The sequence below is a fragment of the Paraburkholderia sp. SSBN10T genome (assembly GCF_056619545.1).
This window is the reverse complement of sequence record NZ_JBWQQI010000004.1, coordinates 321,991-341,056: the sequence shown is the minus strand read 5'-3', so window position 1 is coordinate 341,056 and position 19,066 is coordinate 321,991. Positions and strand designations below refer to the sequence as shown.

Below are 19,066 nucleotides of genomic sequence, written 5' to 3'. Positions count from 1 at the left end.
ATGGACGACCCCGGCGTGTCTCCGGTATAAAGGCCATTCGATACGTTGTTTCGGCCATGTCCAATCCTTTGATTTCCCCAGGTCGAGCGGAGTCCGCGAGCGGCCCCTTTCTCATCGCCGTCGAACAGGTCGGCATGGAGGCTCGCGTCACGGCCTCGCACCGTCACGCACGCGGCCAGTTGCTTGGGGCGATGCGCGGGTTGTTGTCGGTTGGCGTCGACAACCAGCAGTGGGTCGTACCGGCCGTCCATGCAGTCTGGATTCCACCGCATCGCGCTCATTCGCTGCGTTCGCACGGCGCCTACTCGGGCTGGAGCGTCTATATCGAAGAAACGGCCTGCGCGCGGCTCCCCGCCGAGCCTTGCACGATCCGCATGTCCGCATTGCTGCGCGAAGCGGTGAAGCGTGCCGCCGGTTGGCACAGCGCGGTCCTCGACGAAGCGCAACTGCGCATAGCGGGCGTGATCGTCGATGAAATCCGCGGCTTGCCGCGCGAGCGCCTCGGCTTGCCGATGCCGGAAGATGCGCGCTTGCAGCGCATTGCCGAAGCCCTAGGTCGCAACCTCGCGGATAACCGGCGGCTCGAAGAATGGGCTGCGTGGGCGGCTGTCTCGCCGCGCACATTGAGCCGCCGCTTTGTGGACGAAACAGGCTTCAGTTTTGCCGAATGGCGTCAGCAGGCGCGCCTGTTGCGCGCGCTCGAGATGCTCGCGGCCGACCTGCCGGTCAAGACTGTCGCGCTCGAGCTCGGCTATGACAACGTGAGTGCCTTCATCGCCATGTTCAAGCGTGCCATGGGCACGACGCCGAGCCGCTATTTTCAGTCGTACGAAGAAACTGCCACGCCGGCGCGAAGCGCATCCGCCGGACCGGACGACTCGGCTGCATAGCGCTCGTCGGGGCGGCAAGCGTCGAGCTGATTCGCCATGCTGCCAAATGCATGCCGATAGGCACCGGAGCCTTTGCCGTACTGACGCGCGAGTTCGGCAAGGTCGAGCACGGCTGCGTAGTGCAAGCCGCAAGACGATGAATCCGGCGATGGGGCCTGCCGGTCGAGCAGCGGCAAATCGTCCGACGGCAGCAACTCCGTAAGCGGCATCTCCGCAAACGGCACCGGCAGCGCGAAGGCGTTTACCTCACCGCCGGTTGTCGCGGTAATCGCGACCACTGCCGAGAGTGCCGCCAGCAACAGCGCAATGCCGCCACGTTTCTGTGAGCCACGTTTCTGTGAGCCGGACGCGGGCGAGCACAGCGTCGTCGCGCCCGCTTGCGAGTCGAGTTGCAGGTCTTCGTTCATGCCCAGCGCCCGGGAATCCAGACCGCTCCGACCCAATGGCCCGGCACCCAGACCACCGGCCGCGGCGGCGGCGGTGCGACGTAGACCACGCGCGGCGCCACATACACCACCGGCGCGGGAGGCGGCGGCGGGACATAGACAACCGGTGGAGGCGGCACATACACAGCCGGCGGCGGAACGTAAGCGACCGGGGGCGCGACAACCGCCGCCGGCGGGCGAACCACCACCGCGACGCCGCCGGTTGTGACCGTGCCGGTTGTGACGACGCCACCGGCGACCACCGTGCCGCTGCCCGTGACGGTCGTGCCGTGCACTCCGGTCACGCTGCTGGAGGTTGTCACCACACCCGGTGCAACCCGCGTCGCGGTACCCGAGTGATCGACGGTGCCGCCATCGGCGCCGGTCACGCTACCCGAGCGATAGCAGGAATTGCCCGCGCAACTGGTCGAGGCCGAGTGGCTGACCGTGTTGCCATTGGCTCCCGTGACAGAGCCGGACGACGAATACTGACCGGGCGCATCGCGCGTCACGCTGCCGGAGGTGGTGGCGGTCTTGCCGTCGGGCCCGGTCAGCGTGCCGGTGTGGGCGCAGGTGCCGCCCGCGCAACTGGTATCGCCGGAATGCTGGACCGAATTGCCATAGCGTCCGGTCGCCGTACCCGAATTCGAAAACTGGCCAGGCGCGGTGCGCGTCACGGTGCCCGTGTTGGTGGCGACCCCGCCCCACGGACCCACTACGCCGCCCGCATGCGAGCAGCTTCCGCCGCCGCAGGAGCCAGCGTGCGCGCCGTTGTAGACGCCGCGCGAGGTGTAGGCCGTGCCACGCGAGGTCCACGCGGACGCAGGCGCGCTCGCCAGCACCAACACCGCGGCTGTCGCTGCGAATGCGAGTTTTTGCACGGTAAGGCGGGCGCGCGTGGCGCTCGCAAGAGAAGCCAGCGAAGCGCCGGCAGCAGGCAGAGAGAATGATGAGATGTTCACGACATGTCCTTCACGGTTCGGGCCACATGGAGCACTTCGGCGTGGCGACGAACGGAATATAGAAGGACGGATGAACTTGAACTATCGAGAAGATATGTCGTGCGATTTCATCGCCCGGAGAGGTGCTGGAACACCTGCTGAGCGGGCCTCTCGCGGGCGCGGCCCAAACGGCGTGACATCGCGTGACATAAAGTGTTGCAAGAGCAGGTCTCGCTGGAGGCCGTTTCGCCCACCGCCGTGGCCTGCTGTTCGGTACGCCGCGACAGGTCGGCGTTGCCGGAGGCGATCTCGCTCGACACCGTGGAAATCAGCGTGGCGCCGCTGCGTAACGGGCGGGCGCTACGCTGCACGCAGGCGAGTTGAAAGCTATGATGGATGGCGCGGCACAAACCGGATCCAACCACGGAGTGAACGATATGGCTTTGTATAAGACAGTATGCGTAGCAGTGGCACTTGCAGCATGCATCGATGCCCACGCCCAGGTCGCCGGCACTCAGCCTCTGAGCGTCACCGTCGAGCAATCCCAGGCGCTTCTGCAAGGCTGGAGCGTCAAGAAGAGCGTGCTCGGCAAAGCGGTCTATAACGACCAGAATGAAAAAATCGGCACGGTGCGCGATCTGATCGTCGCGCCGGATGGCTCGGTCTCCGCCGCCATCGTCTCGGCAGGCGGCTTCCTCGGCGTCGCCACGCACGACGTCGCGGTGCCCATCGAGGCGCTCGACGTGCGCGGTGGCAACCTATACCTGCCGGGCGCCACTAAAGACGCGCTCAAGGCCACGCCCGCGTTCCAGTACGCCAAGGTGCAATCGCCGCCCAAGCCCAAGAAGATCGAAGCGCAGTAACTGGACCGGCGGGCCGGGAAATTTTTAACGCCCTGCACCGGGTTGTTGCGGCTGGCAAAACCAACTGCAACAACCTCACAGGAGCGCGACGTTGTGCTGCAACCCGCCCGCTCGATTAGCCAAGCAGGTCTTCGTAAAACGCGCCGAACGGCCGCGTGGGATGCGCGATCTGTATTTCCAGGATCCACAGGCCAGGATCGGGCCGCTCGTCGTAGTCGCCGAGGTTTCCGGCCTTATAGATGGCATGCGGGAAGTCGCTCACGCGATGCCCTTTGATGTCCACGTTCAAACGCCAGCCCAATGCCTCGGCCCGCTGCGCAGCATAATCGTAGAGCGCCTTGCCGCCCGCGCCGGTGATGCGCCAATGCTGCTCGACCTCCGCAAAAATCGTCTTCACCGCTTGCGCACAGGCCTTCATCTCCGCATCGTCGCCCACCACGAAAGTAGCTCCGGCGTCGCCTTCGTGACGGTCCCATACGACGCCGAGGTCGACGAAGAAAATATCGTTAGCAGCCAGTTGCGGGTCAGTCTGCGAATGTTGCTTGAAGGTCTTGAGCGTGTTTTCGCCAAAGCGAATCAGGATCGGATGCCAGATCCGCTCCATGCCGAGCTCGCGCAGAATCTCCTTGCACAGCGCATTCGCCTCCGACTCGCGCATACCTGGGCGGATTTTCTGCGCCACTTCATCGACCACTTTCCACGTCATGGCGCGTGCGTGATGCATCGCTTCGATGGAAAAATTTTCGCCGACCGCCTGCTTCAAATTGCTATTCAAAGATTACCTCGTTCCGATTATCTGTCTACGCGCCGCGGCCATCATGCGAGCGTGAAATGCTTATGCCGGTGAGTGGAGGGCTGCATGTCGCTTGCAGCTCACGTTATATCCAAGGAAATATAGCGTGAATACCGGCCACGGTAAATTGCCGCGGCAGCCAGAACGGAATCAAAGGGGAATCAGGGGTGAAAGGCCGTCCTGAGCGGACGGCCCCGGTTATCGTTACCTCGAAGCCGCCGGCACCCACGCGAGCTCGACAAACACCCGGCACAATGCCTCCATGCCCCTGGCGTCTTCGTCATCGAAACGCGCAATCAGCGGGCTATCGACGTCCCACACGCCGATCAAGGCGCCGTCGGCGGCAACCAGCGGCACCACGATCTCCGACTGCGATGCCGAATCGCAAGCGATATGCCCCGGAAACTCATGGACATCGCGCACCACCTGGGTAGCGCGGGTCTGCGCTGCGGTGCCGCACACACCCTTGCCGAGCGGAATCCGCACACAGGCCGGCTTGCCCTGAAACGGCCCGACCACCAGTTCGACACCATCGAAGAAATAAAAGCCCGCCCAGTTCAACCCTTGCAGCGAATTGAACACCAGCGACGAAAAATTCGCCGCATTGGCGATGCGATCGGTTTCGCCGGCCATCAGCGAGTGCGCCTGGGCGACCAGTTCGTCATATTGAGCCGGTTTGGAAAGTTGCGATGAGGGGGTGGAAGCCTGAAACATGAATGACGCCGTCCGTAGCGGAAACCAGGGGAACGGAGCGGCGCTCAGCGTGGTTCGCCGATGCGGCCGTCCCGTCGTTATGCGAACGCGTATCTTACGCCCCTCGGTTCAGCGGCGCTCGGTGGCTCCACAGCGCCGCTTCTGCGCCGACTCCCGGCTCCGACTCAGACGCTGCCCGCCTCCGGATCGCAATGGCATTGGCCACCCGCCGATGCGCCCGCTGATGCCGTCACAGCCGGCGCACCGTACTCCAGTCGCGGATACCAGTTCGTGCCGCGACCACCCGGCGTCATGTCGAGCACGGTCCAGAGCGGCATGATGTCGGGCGCGCCGCGCGGATCCTGGCCGGGGTCGGCCGTCTCCGGACCCATCTCGTCGCCCCAGAAATGCCGCAGCACACCGTCCGTGCGCGTAAACACGTTGAAGCCCGCCGTGTCCTCACCGTCGGGATCTTCGCCCGCATAGTCGCGGTTAAAGCTGTTACCGCCCGACGAATACACGCGCAGATGGCGCCAGCCGCGCTGCTGCTTGAACGCCACGAGGCGCTCGATCGGCGAGCGGGCGATCACCGCGAAGGCGACGCGCTGCTGGATATCGGCCATCTCGCCATCCAGCGCGCCCAGACAAGACGTGCACATCGGACACGACCGTTCGGTGCGCGGCCCATACATCCAGTTGTAGGTGACCAACGTGTCGTGGGCGCCGAACATCTCCGACAATGTCACCGGCCCATGCTCGCCTTCGAACCGGTAGTCCTGCGGCACCGGTCCGCCGGGCGGCAGCGCGCGCCGCTGGGCTGCGACCCGTTCTATGTGGCGGCGCAGTTCGATTTCTTCGGCCAGCAGCGCGTTGCGCGCGTCGCGGTACTGTGCGCTCTCGCCTGGAAACCGCCGGTTCGATAAGGCCAGCAGCCGCGCAGGCTTCAATCCCTGCGAAAATCCGTCCGTGTAAATCATCCATCACCTCCTGCAAGGTTTCGGGAAAATCGGGGAGCGAAAGCGGCGCTTGAAGGCCTGGCCTCGTTGCGCCGCCCGCCCTACTCACACGACGAACCGGCTATCGGGAAATCGACATGTGGCGCTGTTCGAGTATGCGGTCGATAACAACATCTACCTCGCGACCAACCCGTTTGAGAAAGTAAAGGTGTCGACCAAGGCAAAGCTGAAGAAGCAGGTTCGGTCTTACCAGCCTTTCACCGAGGAAGAACTCGCAGTCGTCTTCGAAGAGTCAGCTTACTGTGCTTTCCTCGATAAACCAGGCTATTACTGGTTGCCATTTCTCGCGCTTTACACCAGTGCCTGGCTTGAAGAAATTACGAGCCTGCCACTCGATCGCATCGTGAAATCGGATAGGGTTTGAGTTTTCGATATTCAAGACGATGTCGCCAATAATCACAACTCAATCCTGAAGGTTCCGATTCCGGAGGTGGTGCTGCAATCTGGCTTCTTCATCTATATTGAAAGTGTCAAAGCGAACGGTGGAACTCAGCTTTTCCCTCACTTGACGAAGGGCAAAAAACGGCTATTCGAAAAACACGCCCCGCCGATTCGGGCAATACCTTGACAAGCGGGAAATCACCGACGACCACAACCGAAAACAAGCACTGCGCACGATCGAAGATCAATCTACGCTAGCAGGAACTGCACGATAAGACGACAATACCCAACTCCTGAAGCTCGCGATCAATTTTGGCTGCCATGGCCGCATTGATAGATTCGTCCGAAATCCCTCACTCGGCTTCGAACAACTTCTCCGCGCGTTGCACTTGAGTGGCTGCAGCTCTGAAGTTGTTCCGCATTTGATACTCACGTTCCCACCGCACGACCTCCGGCACGACCCATCTCGCATCCAGATCACCATGCCTTGAATGCGCCTTTATCGTACCCGGACGGATGAAACCCTTGTCAGGCAAGGCTGCGTCCAGGGTATCCAACGTGTCCGGGAAAATTGCATATCCTGTATGTACATGTCGGTCACTAGCAGAAAGACTCTTCCCTACCTAGGGTCACGCACAGTAAAATATAAATCTTTTGTTTTTGAGTTCAAGAGATAACCACCATGCACATTCTGAAACGAACCACTCTGCCCAAGTCCATCAAAATTAAAGCTAACACATAAGTACTTCTGGCGGCCGTCCTTTGCAAGGCTCCATTCCGCCAACATAGGGTTGAATGCAGCAGGCTTCACTCCCCCGTTATTCCCAATGGGTATAGATTTAGACAATCGATAGAGCTTCCCAGAGTAAATCAGCGCCTGATCTGATTTTCCTTCAGCGTAACCCATATCGGCGCCTTCATACTTGAAGATGTAGGTTGCATTGAATCCGTCTGCGTAGTCATCCTCTTGAAAAACCTGGCTGACGTTGATGTTTCGGATGACAACAGAGGAAGCAACTGATTGTGCCTGAAGACAACTTTTAACCAAATTTTCGCTCGGGGGAGCTGCCCATCCGATACTGGAAGCGAGCATGATCATTGCAGCGAAACTGATTTTCTTCATCGATATTCGCTCCTGCGCGTAACGTCCAGGTATTGCTGATTGTACTTCCAAAAGATTGTGCCACCGATACCTGCTGTTGAATCGTAAACATGATCATAACGTCCTGTTTCCACCTTTTCTATTTCCACCTCTTTAGTCTTCTTATATTCTTTCCTTATGACCTTATATAAAATTACGAGATTGGTCGAATCCTTGATATCATAGATATTATGGCTTGGATGAATAATTTTGATTCCATTCCTCACTTTAAAATATATGGTCGGCGATTTAGTTACAGCTTCCATCGACAATCTCGTGCTTCTTGTCACAAGATACGACACCCTCAAGTGTCGAGATATTTGAAACCAGATTTCTGTCGCCCAAGCAGGTTAGCTTCATACTGTGTTTTTTGTCCTCAGAACTCACTAGCAGCGTCCATGCGGTGATGCCATCGTCATCGCCGCCCTCCGTCGTTTCGGAGATTTCATACCGATAGTTCGCGTTGTCGAAGCCGAGCACGAATGTGCTCAAGTCTGGGCGTAAGTATGAATCATATCCGAAGCGGGATTGGGAGCCGGTCTGACTTTCAGGGTACTTGAGTTCTATTTTTCCAGGTGTGCCATACCGATACTGCAAGAAACCTGACTTATCAGACAGATCTCTAGACGAACACAACGATACGAACTTCTTGTTTTCCTTTAACTGACAGTTAAATACCGCTACCTCGTTGGCGTCACAAAGAGTGGTTGCATGTACTATCTGTGAAGCCGCGAAGGTCATTAGCATGAACGCTATCTTATTGTCCATTCAAGTTCGAACCCCCGATACATCGAATCAGATCTGTATTGATTTAAATAACCTGCATTTAACGATTATAGTGCTCATTGGCCTCGCGCCTGTTCAAGATACGATGCCTCAAAGTCAGATCGTTGCTGCGCAACAGGCGTGGGTAGCATTTCGTGATGCAGAGTGTGACTTCAGAACCAGCCTGAACGGTGGCGCTCACCAATGATTGATGGTCAATCATTCTCAATGTCTGGCCGAAGTGACGTTGCAGCGAACTAAAGTGCTACAAGGGTACAAGCAAAACCAGTTGTTTAATTCTCAACGATGTGATTGTCCAGTTGAAACCAACGGCCGGCGTCTGCACCTCGCATCCCGCCTGAGCCAAAGAACCACTTGGTCTGGGATTCCCGCTCTTCCATGCGGACCCGGGATAAAGCACGATTTCTCACGGCCTGCTCACGATTCAAGGGAACGGCATAATAATGCCAATTATTGCGCCCCCGGTTGTGGTCGCTCATCAACATATTCTGCAGATGCTTCGGCAGATATAGTCTTGTTCGGATAGACGTGCACCGTGAGAACTTTGGCATCACCAGGGATTTCTCGTAGCACAGTTGTTGCGTAAATTTTTTCGCCCAACCTGGGTGCACCCTCCGCTCCTCCAAGTGAATATTCAATGGTTATCGGGCCGGGTTTCACCATCACACAGCAAACGATTTTCCCACCAACCCCTCTCGGATGATACGCCATAAATGCACCACCGGCATACTGACCGTTAACCACGACATCATTAATAGCACGCGGCCAATAGTTATAAACCGCGACATCAAGATTCATGGCTCTCTCCGAACAGGCCGTAAGCGGCAATGCCGTCATCAGGCCCACGATTAGGCAGCCAACAAGTTGCTTCATTTCAATAACGGTTACTTGCATGCTCCGTCGACCAGTCTCGTTATTTCATATCGCTGCTGCAATAGCTTCAGTTTTAGATCTGCACCTAACCACCCCGGTTGCGCGCCAGTGTCATCTGCGATACCGTTGTCCCTACTATGATCCGAAGCGGCTCCTCAGGCAACCAACATTTTCTCGGAGTCGACGAGACAGTTATTTCTCTGAAAATGGGTCTGTGAGGTCTTTCTTTCGTACCCAAGCGATGACAGGTTTAGCGTAAGCCGAGGCTGAATACAATGGATTTGTATAGCGAATACGAGCATAGTCAGTGTCATCACCAAGAACTACTACCATATCTCCGCTCACCAGATATGCCTTTCGCTTCCTGTAAGTATCGTCAACCTTGTCATATAAATCCGTCTTTTCCGAGACGATGCGAATTCCGACAGCTGGCATGCTCCCAGAAGCCACGTATCTAGGTCCTAACTTTCCGTCAGGAAACACAGGCGGTGAAGCAAACGAACCGCTTCCACCCCCACACCCTGGCGGTTCATCTTCAAGTTGAAGTGCCCATTGGTCGCCATCTACGTAAATTATCCCGGTGGTATCTGCCTCTTTGAGACGCTGATTGTATTTATAATTGTGCCCAGCGAAAGAGAAAGCTCTCACAGGTTGAGGTTGAAATTCTCCAGATGATGCCCGAGGTCCAACACTATTAAAAAGGAATTTACAGGAAAATCCGTTTCCAACGCCTCCCCAAAAACCCGTTACTTTCCCCTCGTCTTGAACGATGACTAACTCTGGTGCACCGAATGTAACCAGTGTCGCCGCCTCAGCATCAAAGCCAATCACAATTGAGATGACAGCAATGGAAAGAGGATAGAGAGATAGAAATCTCATAATTCAGTTCCGTCCAAATAATGTAGTCGAAATTATCGATGGCGGGATCACTTATTTTTCCCGGCGGCAACCGATGCGGCATAATTGTCTGCCATATTCTGCGGGTAGTCTGGATTGTGCTCTGGCCAATCAAACCCATTGTAATAGCCCGTGATCATTTTCCAATCCTTGCTCTTCAAATAAGGCAGGGCTTTCTTCTTTACGGTTTTGAAGAAATTTTGCAAAATCACCATTTGCTTGTCTGTACTAGCCATAAAGTCGTCAACAAAAGCTTCAGGAGAGGAGTAGCCAAGCTGATCATAATATTCCCCAAGAACCTGAAACCCTCCAAATGATGTCGATTTAAGTGCACTATCAAGATCGAGTTGAGCTGCGCGCAACAGTCGCACCCACTCTGCCAAACCTCCTGCATACCCACCGGACAGAGGAGAGCAGATATCCGAATATTGAGCATAGGGATGCGGTGGTGTCTTTCCGTGTTTGTCTGGTGGTGGAACAGTAAAATTCCAGAAATGATTTCGCTCAAACAATATTTTGGGCAAACCATTTTCCTCGAAGGGTTGATTTTTTGATTCCGTTAATGCAATAGCTCGAATCACAGCCACTTCGCAGTCAAGTGCTTTCGCGACAGAGCGGAATTGCTCGTCCGAAAACTCCGCTGGTGAAGGGTAATTAATTCTCGAAGGCAAGACATTCACGGCATAAGTATTCGGCTTGCCCGTTTTTACCGCTTTGTAATGATGCTCGATCAATATTTTCGTTTTCTTATGCCCTTTTTTGTCAGGCTTAGAGTCGGGATCCACTGCCTTCTTTTTGGTCGGGTAATCCTTTATCACCATACCCTCTTCGGTTACCTTCTCTGCTGCAGTCAGGAAAGGAATGAACTCATTGACCAATCTCTCAACAGTCATGACCTCGCCTTCCTTGACAACAGGAATGTGAAGATCTACCTCCATCTCGTCTTTTGGAGTCAGCTTGGTCGTAGCCGAGAAATGATATTCCGGACTCGCAATCGTGTAAGCATTGAAGTCCTTCTTGGGTGTCACGGTTAATTTTTTATCGTATTGTCCATTGCGCTTTTTCACCAGCACATCAATAGATTGCCCCCGCACGGCGTTGCGTATGGTAGTTGCATAGCCCCTCTCGTCCGTTGTTACATCGAGGCTGTTCTGCTGGGTAGTAGATGGCGTTGCTGCTGACGATGCTGACGATGCTGGCGTTCCGGACGCTGCGGAGGCGCCAGATGCGCTCGCAGCCGATGCCGGATCTGCAGAGGATGAAGAGTCGGACAGGTCTGGTAGTGGACCCGCCTGAGTTGGCACTCCCTGTTGCCATGTCGGCTCTGCGGTTGCCGTTGACACTAGAAGTCGAACAGAAAGGCCCGCTATAGGTTGTTTAAGGCTGTCTACGAAAACAAAGGATGCCTCAACCGTATCTGGCTTGGGCGTGACCTTACTAGGCACTGGCAAATTCGGGCTGTTCGATGTCACAGGACTATTGGTGGGATTTTGGTTGGTCATGTGCCGGTTCGGTCATCGCTGCCATTATCGGACGCCGCCTCCACCGCCTTGGCCGCAGATTGGCTCTTACGGTATGCCTCGATATCGGCCTCGTCGTATGCATGCTCGTCGGCGGCCCAATCGCCTGCGCCGATCTCGCAACGCACTTTAGTTGCGGTCGGCGTCCGGACCGTGTCGGTTGCCCCATTAATCAGCATTCCTTGCTGTTGGATCGAGTCATCAGGCATATAGATCCGGTAGGGTTGGCTAGAAAGCGCTGATTCGTATAACGGATGATCTAGGAGTTCGGTCGCGTGGAACGTTTGCGAGTATTCTTGAGTCGCTTTCTGCTCAAGCGTGCTCAACGGAAGTGATGGCAACGCATACCCCATGCTCGCAGGGCCTGCAAATGAATGCTGGCTGCCTTTGATATCGATCTTGCCCGGTGCATGAATCTCGATGTTGCCGTCCTTGATGCGGATATACGCACCGCCCGATGTCAGCAGGATTTCCTGCTTCGCGGCCGCCTCAATCTTCTCCGTTGCAGACAGCACCCGCAGGGTCTTCTGTGCGGTCAGTTCGATGTTATCCGAGTGGGTCTGAATTTCCACCTTGCCCTTGGCTGCAAACAATTTCATCCCGGCGTTCTGCACAAACAGGCTGAGCTTTTCCGCAACGCTTGCGATCAGCGACTTGCCGGTTGCGATGTGTGTGCTCTGTCCGCTCACGAGGTTGGTCTGCGCATCGCTGGCGATGTGAACGGACTTCTGTGTAGATAGCGCGATGCCTGACGGACTACCGAACAGCATGACCGGCTCTTTGAACGCATTCGCACTCCCGGTTCCCCCACCCGCCGTGTTTCCCCCTGACGATGAGCCCGATATGCTGTTCTGCGTTGCATCCGTGAATGACTTCAGCGAATCGTAGCCATCCTTGAGGCTTTCCGCCTGATGCGTCGTGCTGGCATCCGACATCGCTTCCAGCACGCTCTCCGAATTCACCAGTTGCGAGGTCGTTTGCCGTGCATCCAGGGGCTGGCTGGATGCCGGATAGGTGGTGACATATAAGCCTTGACCCGCACGCACTGCGCCATAGGCATCGGACTTCAGGTCGAAACCACTACCAAGGTAACTTCCTCGGGTGTTATCGCTCTGGTCAATCAGGTAACCCAGATGCAACTGCGAATTGCTGCTCGTGGAATAAAGCTGAACGCGGTTCTGGCCGGTCGAATCATCCATGACCATCTGGTTGTAACCACTGCCCTGATATTCCTTTGACTTGTAGCCGGACAGCAGGCCGTTGGAATGCCAGTTCGGTTGCGTCGATCCGTTGTAGACCCGGCCTGTGACTAACGGCCTGTCGCAATCACCGCCCACCCAGTTGATCAGCACCTCTTCGCCGACTCTGGGCACGTGCACGCCACCGTATCCACCGCCCGTATCGGACATGGCGACACGCACCCAGCATGACGCCTTTTCGTCGCCGTTGTTGAGCCGGTCCCAGTGGAAGCGCACCTTGATACGGTTCAGCGAATCTGTGTAGACCTCTTCGTTGGCAGGGCCAACGACAATGGCCGACTGCAAATGCATTTCAGGCTTGTGATGTTCGAACGGGCTGCGATATGGAACGATCTTGCGTTGCGCCTCGATCTCAACGAGAAAGAAGCCTTCACTGCCATCAGCATGCCGAACCTTCAGTCCTTCTTCCGTGGCGTAATTCGTTCTGACGGCAGCGAGCTCGCTCTTCAGGCTATGGGGGAAATCCACGGCCTGGCTGGACACCGGCAGGTTGTTCTCAACGAACCACGCGGCCTCGATAATCGCGAACTGCCGGTTCTGGGCGCTATCCGTGGTGTGCTCGGGGTGATCGTCCAGTTGAAACCAGCGGCCGGCGTCTGCACCTCGCACCCCACCCGAGCCGAAAAACCGCTTGGCCTGCGATTCCCACTCTTCCATACGGATCCTGGACAGGTCATCGCCCCGGTCCTGCTTGCCGTAGGTGTAGGCGCCGGTGTATTCATACACCTCCGCCTGCTGCGGCAGGTTTCCCTGTGTGGGATGCGTGGGGATGTTGGTGCCCTTCGGATTGGACGGCGAAGCGGGTGCCTTGTAATCGAAGGTGCGGGTTGTCAGCGTCGTGCTTTGCAGGGTTCGGGTTCCTGACCACTGCACCAAGGCATCGGTTTCGCTGTTCGTGCCCGCGCGGTAGAACTCAACCGTCTGCGGCGAAAGCGCCGGAAACGTGTCGAGACTGTCCGTGACGACAAGCGTGTGGGATTTACCGTCGCTTGCCTGCTCGAAATAGCCGAACAGCCCCTCGCTTTCCATCAACCGGTGGACGAAATTCCAGTCGTCCTCGTATTGCATGCAGAACGAACGCGACGGAAGCGGTTTGCTCAACGCAAAGCGGAATGCACCTTGAGCCTGCGGATGCATGTTGAATACATCCGTCAGGATTTCGTCGGCCGGCCTGTCCTGCCAGATTCGCGCGTCCTTGCGAAAGCGCAGGAAGTGCATCCACGAAGCAAAGGCGATCTGGTAACTTGTGAGTCCGCTATCCGATCCGAGGCGGCGGGCGGTGTGCACGTATCCATGGTGCGGCAGATAGGACTGGTCGGTCTGCTGGATCCACAACGTCGCAGGCTGGGCAATCAGCGTTTTCAGTTCAATCGTGTCGGACGTCGATACGACATCCGCCGTGAATTCAAAATGACGGCCAATTCGTGAATGGCCGGTAACCCGCTGGGGCACCAGAGTGCTATTTCCAAGGGGAGTATCCAGCTTCAGCAGGCGGTTACTCTGGACGAGTCCGCCAGCAATTGCCCCGATTAAGTCCTGCGCACCCATACCACCTCTTCTTGTTGGCTATCGCGCCCCGCGCATGAGCGCGATTCTACGAAACCTCAGAAGAATCGGCCAGTCAGAAAATGTTAATAAAACCAATTCCGGGAATTAATTCTGCCAACCCTTTATGCGAATCGAGTAATGGGTAAATTTTTCGCATTTCATGAAATCAGTGCTGACCGGCGTTTCCAGGGTTGTTCGATAAAACGCATCTTTATCCATGGTCGGCGGGTATGCTGGCCATTGGAAATGGTTGCATCAAAAGTGGACAACGAAATAGAAAAAATTTGTTCTACCGTGAGCTTATATCGGCTTGCAAGCAAAACAACCCAGCGCTCGGTTTGGGCGGCATGGAAACCACTTGGGTACGAGATAAGCACCGCGAGTGCCATAATTGAGAGCTACCACCGTACACCGCACCCAGGAGAGTATCTTGAGCAGCATCGACAACCCTTTACATGACCGCGAAGTCGGCGTCGCCGACGCGACTCAGGACACGACCCGCATCGACGACGTACGGATCGGCGCGGTGCGCCCGCTGATTTCGCCCGCCCTGCTGCAGGACGATCTGCCCGTGCCGCCCGACGTGCAGGCGCTCGTCGAGCAAAGCCGCGCGGCGATTGCCGACATCCTGCATGGCCGCGACGACCGGCTGGTGGTGGTGGTCGGCCCCTGCTCGATCCACGACCACGATCAGGCGCTCGATTACGCCCGCCGGCTCAAGCACGCAGCTGACGCGCTGCGCGACGACCTGCTGATCGTCATGCGCGTTTACTTCGAAAAGCCGCGCACCACGGTGGGCTGGAAAGGCTATATCAACGATCCGCGGCTCGACGGCAGCTTCCGCATCAATGAAGGACTGCGCCGGGCGCGCGAGCTGCTGCTGGAAATCAGCGGCCTCGGCTTGCCCACCGCCACCGAATTCCTCGACCTGCTGAGCCCGCAATACATTGCGGACCTCGTGGCGTGGGGTGCGATCGGCGCGCGGACCACGGAAAGCCAGAGCCACCGTCAGCTCGCCTCGGGCCTGAGTTGCCCGATCGGCTTCAAGAACGGCACCGACGGCGGCGTGCAGATTGCCGCGGACGCAATCGTCGCGGCCCGCGCGAGCCACGCGTTCATGGGCATGACCAAGATGGGCATGGCGGCAATCTTCGAAACGCGCGGCAACGACGACGCGCACGTGATTCTGCGCGGCGGCAAGAACGGCCCGAACTACGATAGCGCGTCGGTGGAAGCAAGCTGCTCGGTGCTGCGGGCGGCGGGCTTGCGCGAGCAGGTGATGGTGGACTGCTCGCACGCCAATTCCGGCAAGTCGCACCTGCGTCAGATCGAGGTGGCGCAGGACCTGGCACAACAGCTCGCCCAAGGCGAGTTGCGCATTATCGGCGTGATGATCGAAAGCAACCTCGAGGAAGGCCGTCAGGATCTGAAGCCGGGTGTGCCGCTGCGCTGCGGCGTGTCGATTACCGATGCGTGTTTGAGCTGGGTCCAGACTGAGCCGGTGCTCGATACGCTGGCCCAGGCGGCGCGTGCACGGCGCGCTCGCTGAGGCGGCGCGAGATGGCTTGGGAGGCGTATCGAACGCTGTTTACAGTCGACGCCACGCGCACGGTTCGCGCAGTCGAACTTCAGCAAGCCGACGTGCCGCAGCTTCAGCGTTTTTTCGACGCGAATCCCGACTACTTCATCTCGGTCAGCGGCGAACCCGCTGGTGACGACGAAGCGCAAGAGGAGTTTCTGGCCAGACCGCCTGCGGACTGGCCGTTCACGAGGAAATGGACGCTTGGCTTCGTCGATGCGCACGGCTCGCTGAACGCCATTGCCACCGTGATTGCTGATCTGTTCGCGCCAGGCGTATGGCATATCGACCTCTTCGTTCTGGAGACGAGCCAGCACGGACGCGGTGTCGGGCAGGCGTTCTTTGAGGCTTTCCAGCACTGGGCGCGCGCCTCGGGTGCGCAGTGGCTGCGGCTGGGCGTCGTCGCGGGGCACGTCCAGGCCGAGCAGTTCTGGACACGCATGGGTTTTACCGAAGTGCGGCGGCGCGAAGGCGTGCCGATGAAGTCGTTAGTTCAGACCTTGCGCGTGATGGCCAAGCCGTTGGCCGGCATGGGCCTCGACGACTATCTGGCGCGGGTCGCGCGCGACCGGTCCTGAGCTGAGGCGTATCGAACGATCTCAGTCCGCTTCGCGTCAAGCCTGCAACCAATGCTCGCGTGAGAGAGCGCAGATGTGCAAGCCGCTGAGGTCTGCATCGAGTTGGGCGCTGTCGACGGGCTGCAGGCCGAGCTTGTCGAGCGTCCTGATGCTGCGCTGGTTCCACAGCGCAGCGCCGGCCCACACCTCATCGACCATCATGACGGTGAATGCATAACGGATCGTGGCCTGCGCCGCCTCCGCCGCGAGACCCGCACCCCAATGCGACGAATGCAGCCAGAAGGCCAGATTCCAGCTCGCCGACGTACCCCGGCGCACGAGCGAGACCTGGCCCACGCAACGAGCGCCGCTCTGCAGGTCGACTGAAAATACGCAGGCCTTACCTTCTTGCGACATTGTCAGCATCGAGTCGAACCAAGCTTGCAGCTTGCCTTGCCGGTACAGATCGGGAAGCGGGAGTTCCTGCGGAAATGCAGACGAGCCGATGGCCGCGACTAGCGCATCATAGTCTTCAAGGGTGGCAGGTCTGAGCAGGCAACGATCGGTGGGAATGAGGACGGGGGCGTTTTCCATTTTTCTCTCAGCATCTGCTCCGGCAGCCACGTCGAATCCCGACTTGAAGCACGCGTCTGCTGCCCTATCGCCGCGCCCCTGCCCACCCTCACATCGCCACACGTCTGGCCGGCGCCGCCTCCTTCGCCCCCCCAACCACAGCCACGCTGCGCTCGACCGCAACCGGCGTCTCGCGCACGCCTTGCACATCGATGCGAGACGCATCGACCGAAAACGCGAAGGTATTCACGCCATTGACGCTTTCGACGGACACCGTGCCGCGATGCATCTCCGCAATCGCCTTGACGATTGCCAGCCCCAGGCCGTGGTTCTCGCGGCTATTCGTACGCGACACCTCGGCCCGGTAGAACCGGTCGAACAGGTGATCCAGCGTCGAAGGGTCGATCGCCTTACCGGGATTCGCGACTGCGATACGCACCTGGTCGTCCGCGCGCGAAATCGTCACCGTGACCGTGTCGCCGGGCGCGCAATGCTGGATCGCGTTCATCAGCAGATTGGTGCAGGCACGGCCGAACAGCGAGCGGTTCACCGGCGCCATCGCATCGCCGCGCGAAACGGCGCGCACCTGTGCCTCGTCGAATGGAATCTCCAGAAACTCCAGCGTACGCGCCATTTCCGCGGCGAGCGACACGGCCACCAGCCCGGTGGCACGCTCGCCCTGATCGGCACGCGCGAGGAACAGCATGTCATTGATGATGACGCGCATGCGCTCGAACTCTTCCAGATTCGATTGCAACGTATGGCGCAGATCCTCGACCGAACGATTGCGCGTGAGCGCCACCTCGGTCTGCCCGATCAGGATCGTGACCGGCGTGCGCAGTTCGTGCGCGACGTCCGCGTTAAACGATTCGAGCCGGCCATATGCGCCGTCGAGCCGCTCCAGCGCGCCGTTGAAGGAGTTGGCAAGCTCGTTCAGTTCAAGCGGCAGCGAGGCCGTATTCAGCCGCTGCGAGCGGTTGTTCGGACTGACCTCGGAGGCGTCCCTGGTGAGACGCCGCAGCGGCGCGAGACCGATGCGGGTCACCGAGTAACTGAGCAGCAGCACGGCGAGACTGCCCAAGGTCGAAAGCGCGGCGAGCGCGGCACCGAAGGCCTGCATGGTGCGCACGTTCGGCTGACAGCTTGCCGCCACCTGCAGTTGCACCGTGGGGCGCACGCCGCTCGCCGGAATCGACAAGGTGTTGATCAGCATCGCCTGGCCGCCGGCTGCAGGCTCCACCCGTGTGTACCCGCCGGGCCAGCTATCCGTGACGCGCCCCTCCACCGGTTGACCGTAGTGAAAATTCGGATCGGCACTCGAAACCGAATATCGGGTGGTGCCGTCGCGCGGCGACATGTCGGTCAGCTTCTCGCGTGTCATGCGCCACTTCTCCGGCGTCACCGAATGGGTCACGATGATCTTCGCGATCTCCATGCGGTCGTCGAGCGACTCGCGCAAGTGGTGGTCGAGTTGCGTGCGCATCACGAGAAACAGCCCCGTGCCGACCAGCGTAAACACCGACAACGCGACGAGTGCGAACATCATCGCGAGCCGGCGGGCAATCGAGCGGTTCATGACAATTCCGCCTCCTCCCGGACTTCGAGCACATAGCCCATGCCGCGCACCGTATGCAGCAGCTTGGTGCGGAACGGTCCGTCCAGCTTGGCGCGCAAGCGTTTGATAGCGGTCTCGACGACGTTCGTATGACTATCGAAGTTGACGTCCCAGACCAGCTCGGTAATCGCGGTCTTCGACAGAATATCGCCCTGGCGGCGCGCCAGCACGCTCAGCAACTGGAATTCCTTGGCGGTGAGGTCGAGGCGCACGCCGTCGCGCGAGGCGCGGCGGCCGATCAGATCGACAAACAGATCGCCGACCGAGATCAGCGTCGACTCCTGCGAACGGGTGCGGCGCGCGAGCGCGTGCAGCCGCTCCACCAGTTCGAGAAACGAGAAGGGTTTGGTCAGGTAGTCGTCCGCGCCTTCGCGCAGGCCGCGCACCCGGTCGTTGATATGGTCGCGGGCGGTCAGCATGATGACCGGCGTGGACTTGCGCATGCGCAGCGCCTTCAGCACGCTGAAGCCGTCACGTTTGGGCAGCATCACGTCGAGCACGATCACGTCATAGTCGAACTCGGTGGCCAGATGCATGCCTTCCTCGCCGTCGAGCGCAATGTCGACCACCCAGCCCTGCTCGGTCAGCCCCGAGCGCAGGTAGTCCACCACTTTATGTTCGTCTTCAACGATGAGCAGTTTCATCAGCGCCCCCTATTTCATTAGATTATACGAAACGCCTCGCTTTCCTGGCTCTCCTGACTCGCCTTGTTTCAT

Annotated in this window: 22 protein-coding genes; 7 read left to right on the top strand and 15 right to left on the bottom strand. The window is 58.3% G+C overall.

Annotation, left to right across the window (positions count from 1 at the left end; genetic code table 11):
* The first annotated feature begins 56 nt into the window (after nt 1-56).
* Nucleotides 57-890 carry an AraC family transcriptional regulator gene (locus AC1ECK_RS08655; protein ID WP_480317947.1) on the top strand — a complete coding sequence of 278 codons (834 nt, stop codon included), beginning with the start codon at nt 57-59 and terminating at the stop codon, nt 888-890.
* Here AC1ECK_RS08655 and AC1ECK_RS08650 read toward each other — a convergent pair.
* Entirely contained in the window at nt 821-1,297 is a 477-nt protein-coding gene (locus AC1ECK_RS08650; RefSeq protein WP_480317945.1) for a hypothetical protein, read from the bottom strand. The two genes, AC1ECK_RS08655 and AC1ECK_RS08650, sit on opposite strands and share 70 nt — an antisense overlap.
* On the bottom strand, nt 1,294-2,277 hold the full coding sequence (locus AC1ECK_RS08645; protein ID WP_480317943.1) for a hypothetical protein: 984 nt from the start codon (nt 2,275-2,277) through the stop codon (nt 1,294-1,296). The genes AC1ECK_RS08650 and AC1ECK_RS08645 overlap by 4 nt, the downstream gene beginning before the upstream one ends.
* Nucleotides 2,278-2,469: 192 nt before the next feature.
* On the opposite strand from AC1ECK_RS08645, the gene AC1ECK_RS08640 reads away from it, so the two are divergent.
* Both AC1ECK_RS08640 and AC1ECK_RS08635 read left to right on the top strand, forming a co-directional pair.
* The gene (locus tag AC1ECK_RS08640; protein ID WP_480317941.1) at nt 2,470-2,640 is read left to right on the top strand and encodes a hypothetical protein; all 171 of its coding nucleotides are present in this window, start codon (nt 2,470-2,472) and stop codon (nt 2,638-2,640) included.
* A 53-nt stretch (nt 2,641-2,693) separates the two neighbouring features.
* Nucleotides 2,694-3,119, top strand: a complete 426-nt coding sequence (locus AC1ECK_RS08635) for a PRC-barrel domain-containing protein (protein ID WP_480317939.1) — start codon at nt 2,694-2,696, stop codon at nt 3,117-3,119.
* 115 nt (nt 3,120-3,234) lie between these two features.
* Here AC1ECK_RS08635 and AC1ECK_RS08630 read toward each other — a convergent pair whose 3' ends face one another.
* From AC1ECK_RS08630 to AC1ECK_RS08620, 3 genes are all read right to left on the bottom strand, one after another.
* Complete coding sequence (locus tag AC1ECK_RS08630) at nt 3,235-3,894, bottom strand: M24 family metallopeptidase (protein ID WP_480317937.1); 660 nt, start codon at nt 3,892-3,894, stop codon at nt 3,235-3,237.
* A 222-nt stretch (nt 3,895-4,116) separates the two neighbouring features.
* Nucleotides 4,117-4,626, bottom strand: coding sequence for a GAF domain-containing protein (locus AC1ECK_RS08625; protein WP_480317935.1), 510 nt, complete (start codon nt 4,624-4,626; stop codon nt 4,117-4,119).
* A 164-nt stretch (nt 4,627-4,790) separates the two neighbouring features.
* On the bottom strand, nt 4,791-5,582 hold the full coding sequence (locus AC1ECK_RS08620) for a DUF899 family protein (RefSeq protein ID WP_480317933.1): 792 nt from the start codon (nt 5,580-5,582) through the stop codon (nt 4,791-4,793).
* Nucleotides 5,583-5,700: 118 nt separating this feature from the next.
* Between AC1ECK_RS08620 and AC1ECK_RS08615 the strand changes: the two genes are divergently transcribed.
* Nucleotides 5,701-5,985: a hypothetical protein gene (locus AC1ECK_RS08615; protein ID WP_480317931.1), complete on the top strand. Its 285-nt coding sequence runs from the start codon at nt 5,701-5,703 to the stop codon at nt 5,983-5,985.
* 636 nt (nt 5,986-6,621) lie between these two features.
* On the opposite strand, the gene AC1ECK_RS08610 is transcribed toward AC1ECK_RS08615, so the two are convergent.
* From AC1ECK_RS08610 to AC1ECK_RS08600, 3 genes are read right to left on the bottom strand one after another with little or no spacing between them, the layout of a single operon-like run.
* Entirely contained in the window at nt 6,622-7,125 is a 504-nt protein-coding gene (locus AC1ECK_RS08610) for a hypothetical protein (RefSeq protein WP_480317929.1), read from the bottom strand.
* A complete protein-coding gene (locus AC1ECK_RS08605; protein ID WP_480317927.1) occupies nt 7,122-7,409 on the bottom strand; it encodes a hypothetical protein in 288 nt (95 codons plus the stop codon). Before AC1ECK_RS08605 ends, AC1ECK_RS08610 begins: the two co-directional genes overlap by 4 nt.
* Nucleotides 7,393-7,890, bottom strand: coding sequence for a hypothetical protein (locus AC1ECK_RS08600; RefSeq protein WP_480317925.1), 498 nt, complete (start codon nt 7,888-7,890; stop codon nt 7,393-7,395). Before AC1ECK_RS08600 ends, AC1ECK_RS08605 begins: the two co-directional genes overlap by 17 nt.
* On the opposite strand from AC1ECK_RS08600, the gene AC1ECK_RS08595 reads away from it, so the two are divergent.
* Nucleotides 7,889-8,116 (top strand): lysozyme inhibitor LprI family protein, encoded by a 228-nt coding sequence (locus AC1ECK_RS08595; protein WP_480317922.1) that lies wholly within the window; start codon nt 7,889-7,891, stop codon nt 8,114-8,116. The two genes, AC1ECK_RS08600 and AC1ECK_RS08595, sit on opposite strands and share 2 nt — an antisense overlap.
* Nucleotides 8,117-8,379: 263 nt before the next feature.
* Here AC1ECK_RS08595 and AC1ECK_RS08590 read toward each other — a convergent pair whose 3' ends face one another.
* From AC1ECK_RS08590 to AC1ECK_RS08575, 4 genes are all read right to left on the bottom strand, one after another.
* Nucleotides 8,380-8,727 carry a DUF3304 domain-containing protein gene (locus AC1ECK_RS08590; protein WP_480317921.1) on the bottom strand — a complete coding sequence of 116 codons (348 nt, stop codon included), beginning with the start codon at nt 8,725-8,727 and terminating at the stop codon, nt 8,380-8,382.
* A 267-nt stretch (nt 8,728-8,994) separates the two neighbouring features.
* Nucleotides 8,995-9,681 (bottom strand): hypothetical protein, encoded by a 687-nt coding sequence (locus AC1ECK_RS08585; RefSeq protein WP_480317919.1) that lies wholly within the window; start codon nt 9,679-9,681, stop codon nt 8,995-8,997.
* A 47-nt stretch (nt 9,682-9,728) separates the two neighbouring features.
* Nucleotides 9,729-11,201, bottom strand: coding sequence for an N-acetylmuramidase family protein (locus AC1ECK_RS08580; protein ID WP_480317917.1), 1,473 nt, complete (start codon nt 11,199-11,201; stop codon nt 9,729-9,731).
* Nucleotides 11,198-14,026: a type VI secretion system Vgr family protein gene (locus AC1ECK_RS08575; protein ID WP_480317915.1), complete on the bottom strand. Its 2,829-nt coding sequence runs from the start codon at nt 14,024-14,026 to the stop codon at nt 11,198-11,200. The genes AC1ECK_RS08580 and AC1ECK_RS08575 overlap by 4 nt, the downstream gene beginning before the upstream one ends.
* A gap of 430 nt (nt 14,027-14,456) precedes the next feature.
* On the opposite strand from AC1ECK_RS08575, the gene AC1ECK_RS08570 reads away from it, so the two are divergent.
* Together AC1ECK_RS08570 and AC1ECK_RS08565 are read left to right on the top strand one after the other, a co-directional pair.
* Complete coding sequence (locus AC1ECK_RS08570) at nt 14,457-15,575, top strand: 3-deoxy-7-phosphoheptulonate synthase (RefSeq protein WP_480317913.1); 1,119 nt, start codon at nt 14,457-14,459, stop codon at nt 15,573-15,575.
* A gap of 11 nt (nt 15,576-15,586) precedes the next feature.
* Complete coding sequence (locus tag AC1ECK_RS08565; RefSeq protein WP_480317911.1) at nt 15,587-16,183, top strand: GNAT family N-acetyltransferase; 597 nt, start codon at nt 15,587-15,589, stop codon at nt 16,181-16,183.
* Nucleotides 16,184-16,219: 36 nt separating this feature from the next.
* On the opposite strand, the gene AC1ECK_RS08560 is transcribed toward AC1ECK_RS08565, so the two are convergent.
* From AC1ECK_RS08560 to AC1ECK_RS08550, 3 genes are all read right to left on the bottom strand, one after another.
* On the bottom strand, nt 16,220-16,756 hold the full coding sequence (locus AC1ECK_RS08560; RefSeq protein WP_480317909.1) for a GNAT family N-acetyltransferase: 537 nt from the start codon (nt 16,754-16,756) through the stop codon (nt 16,220-16,222).
* An 88-nt stretch (nt 16,757-16,844) separates the two neighbouring features.
* Nucleotides 16,845-18,311, bottom strand: a complete 1,467-nt coding sequence (locus AC1ECK_RS08555; protein ID WP_480317907.1) for a heavy metal sensor histidine kinase — start codon at nt 18,309-18,311, stop codon at nt 16,845-16,847.
* Nucleotides 18,308-18,994 carry a heavy metal response regulator transcription factor gene (locus tag AC1ECK_RS08550; RefSeq protein WP_429280189.1) on the bottom strand — a complete coding sequence of 229 codons (687 nt, stop codon included), beginning with the start codon at nt 18,992-18,994 and terminating at the stop codon, nt 18,308-18,310. Before AC1ECK_RS08550 ends, AC1ECK_RS08555 begins: the two co-directional genes overlap by 4 nt.
* Between the last annotated feature and the right edge of the window lie 72 nt (nt 18,995-19,066).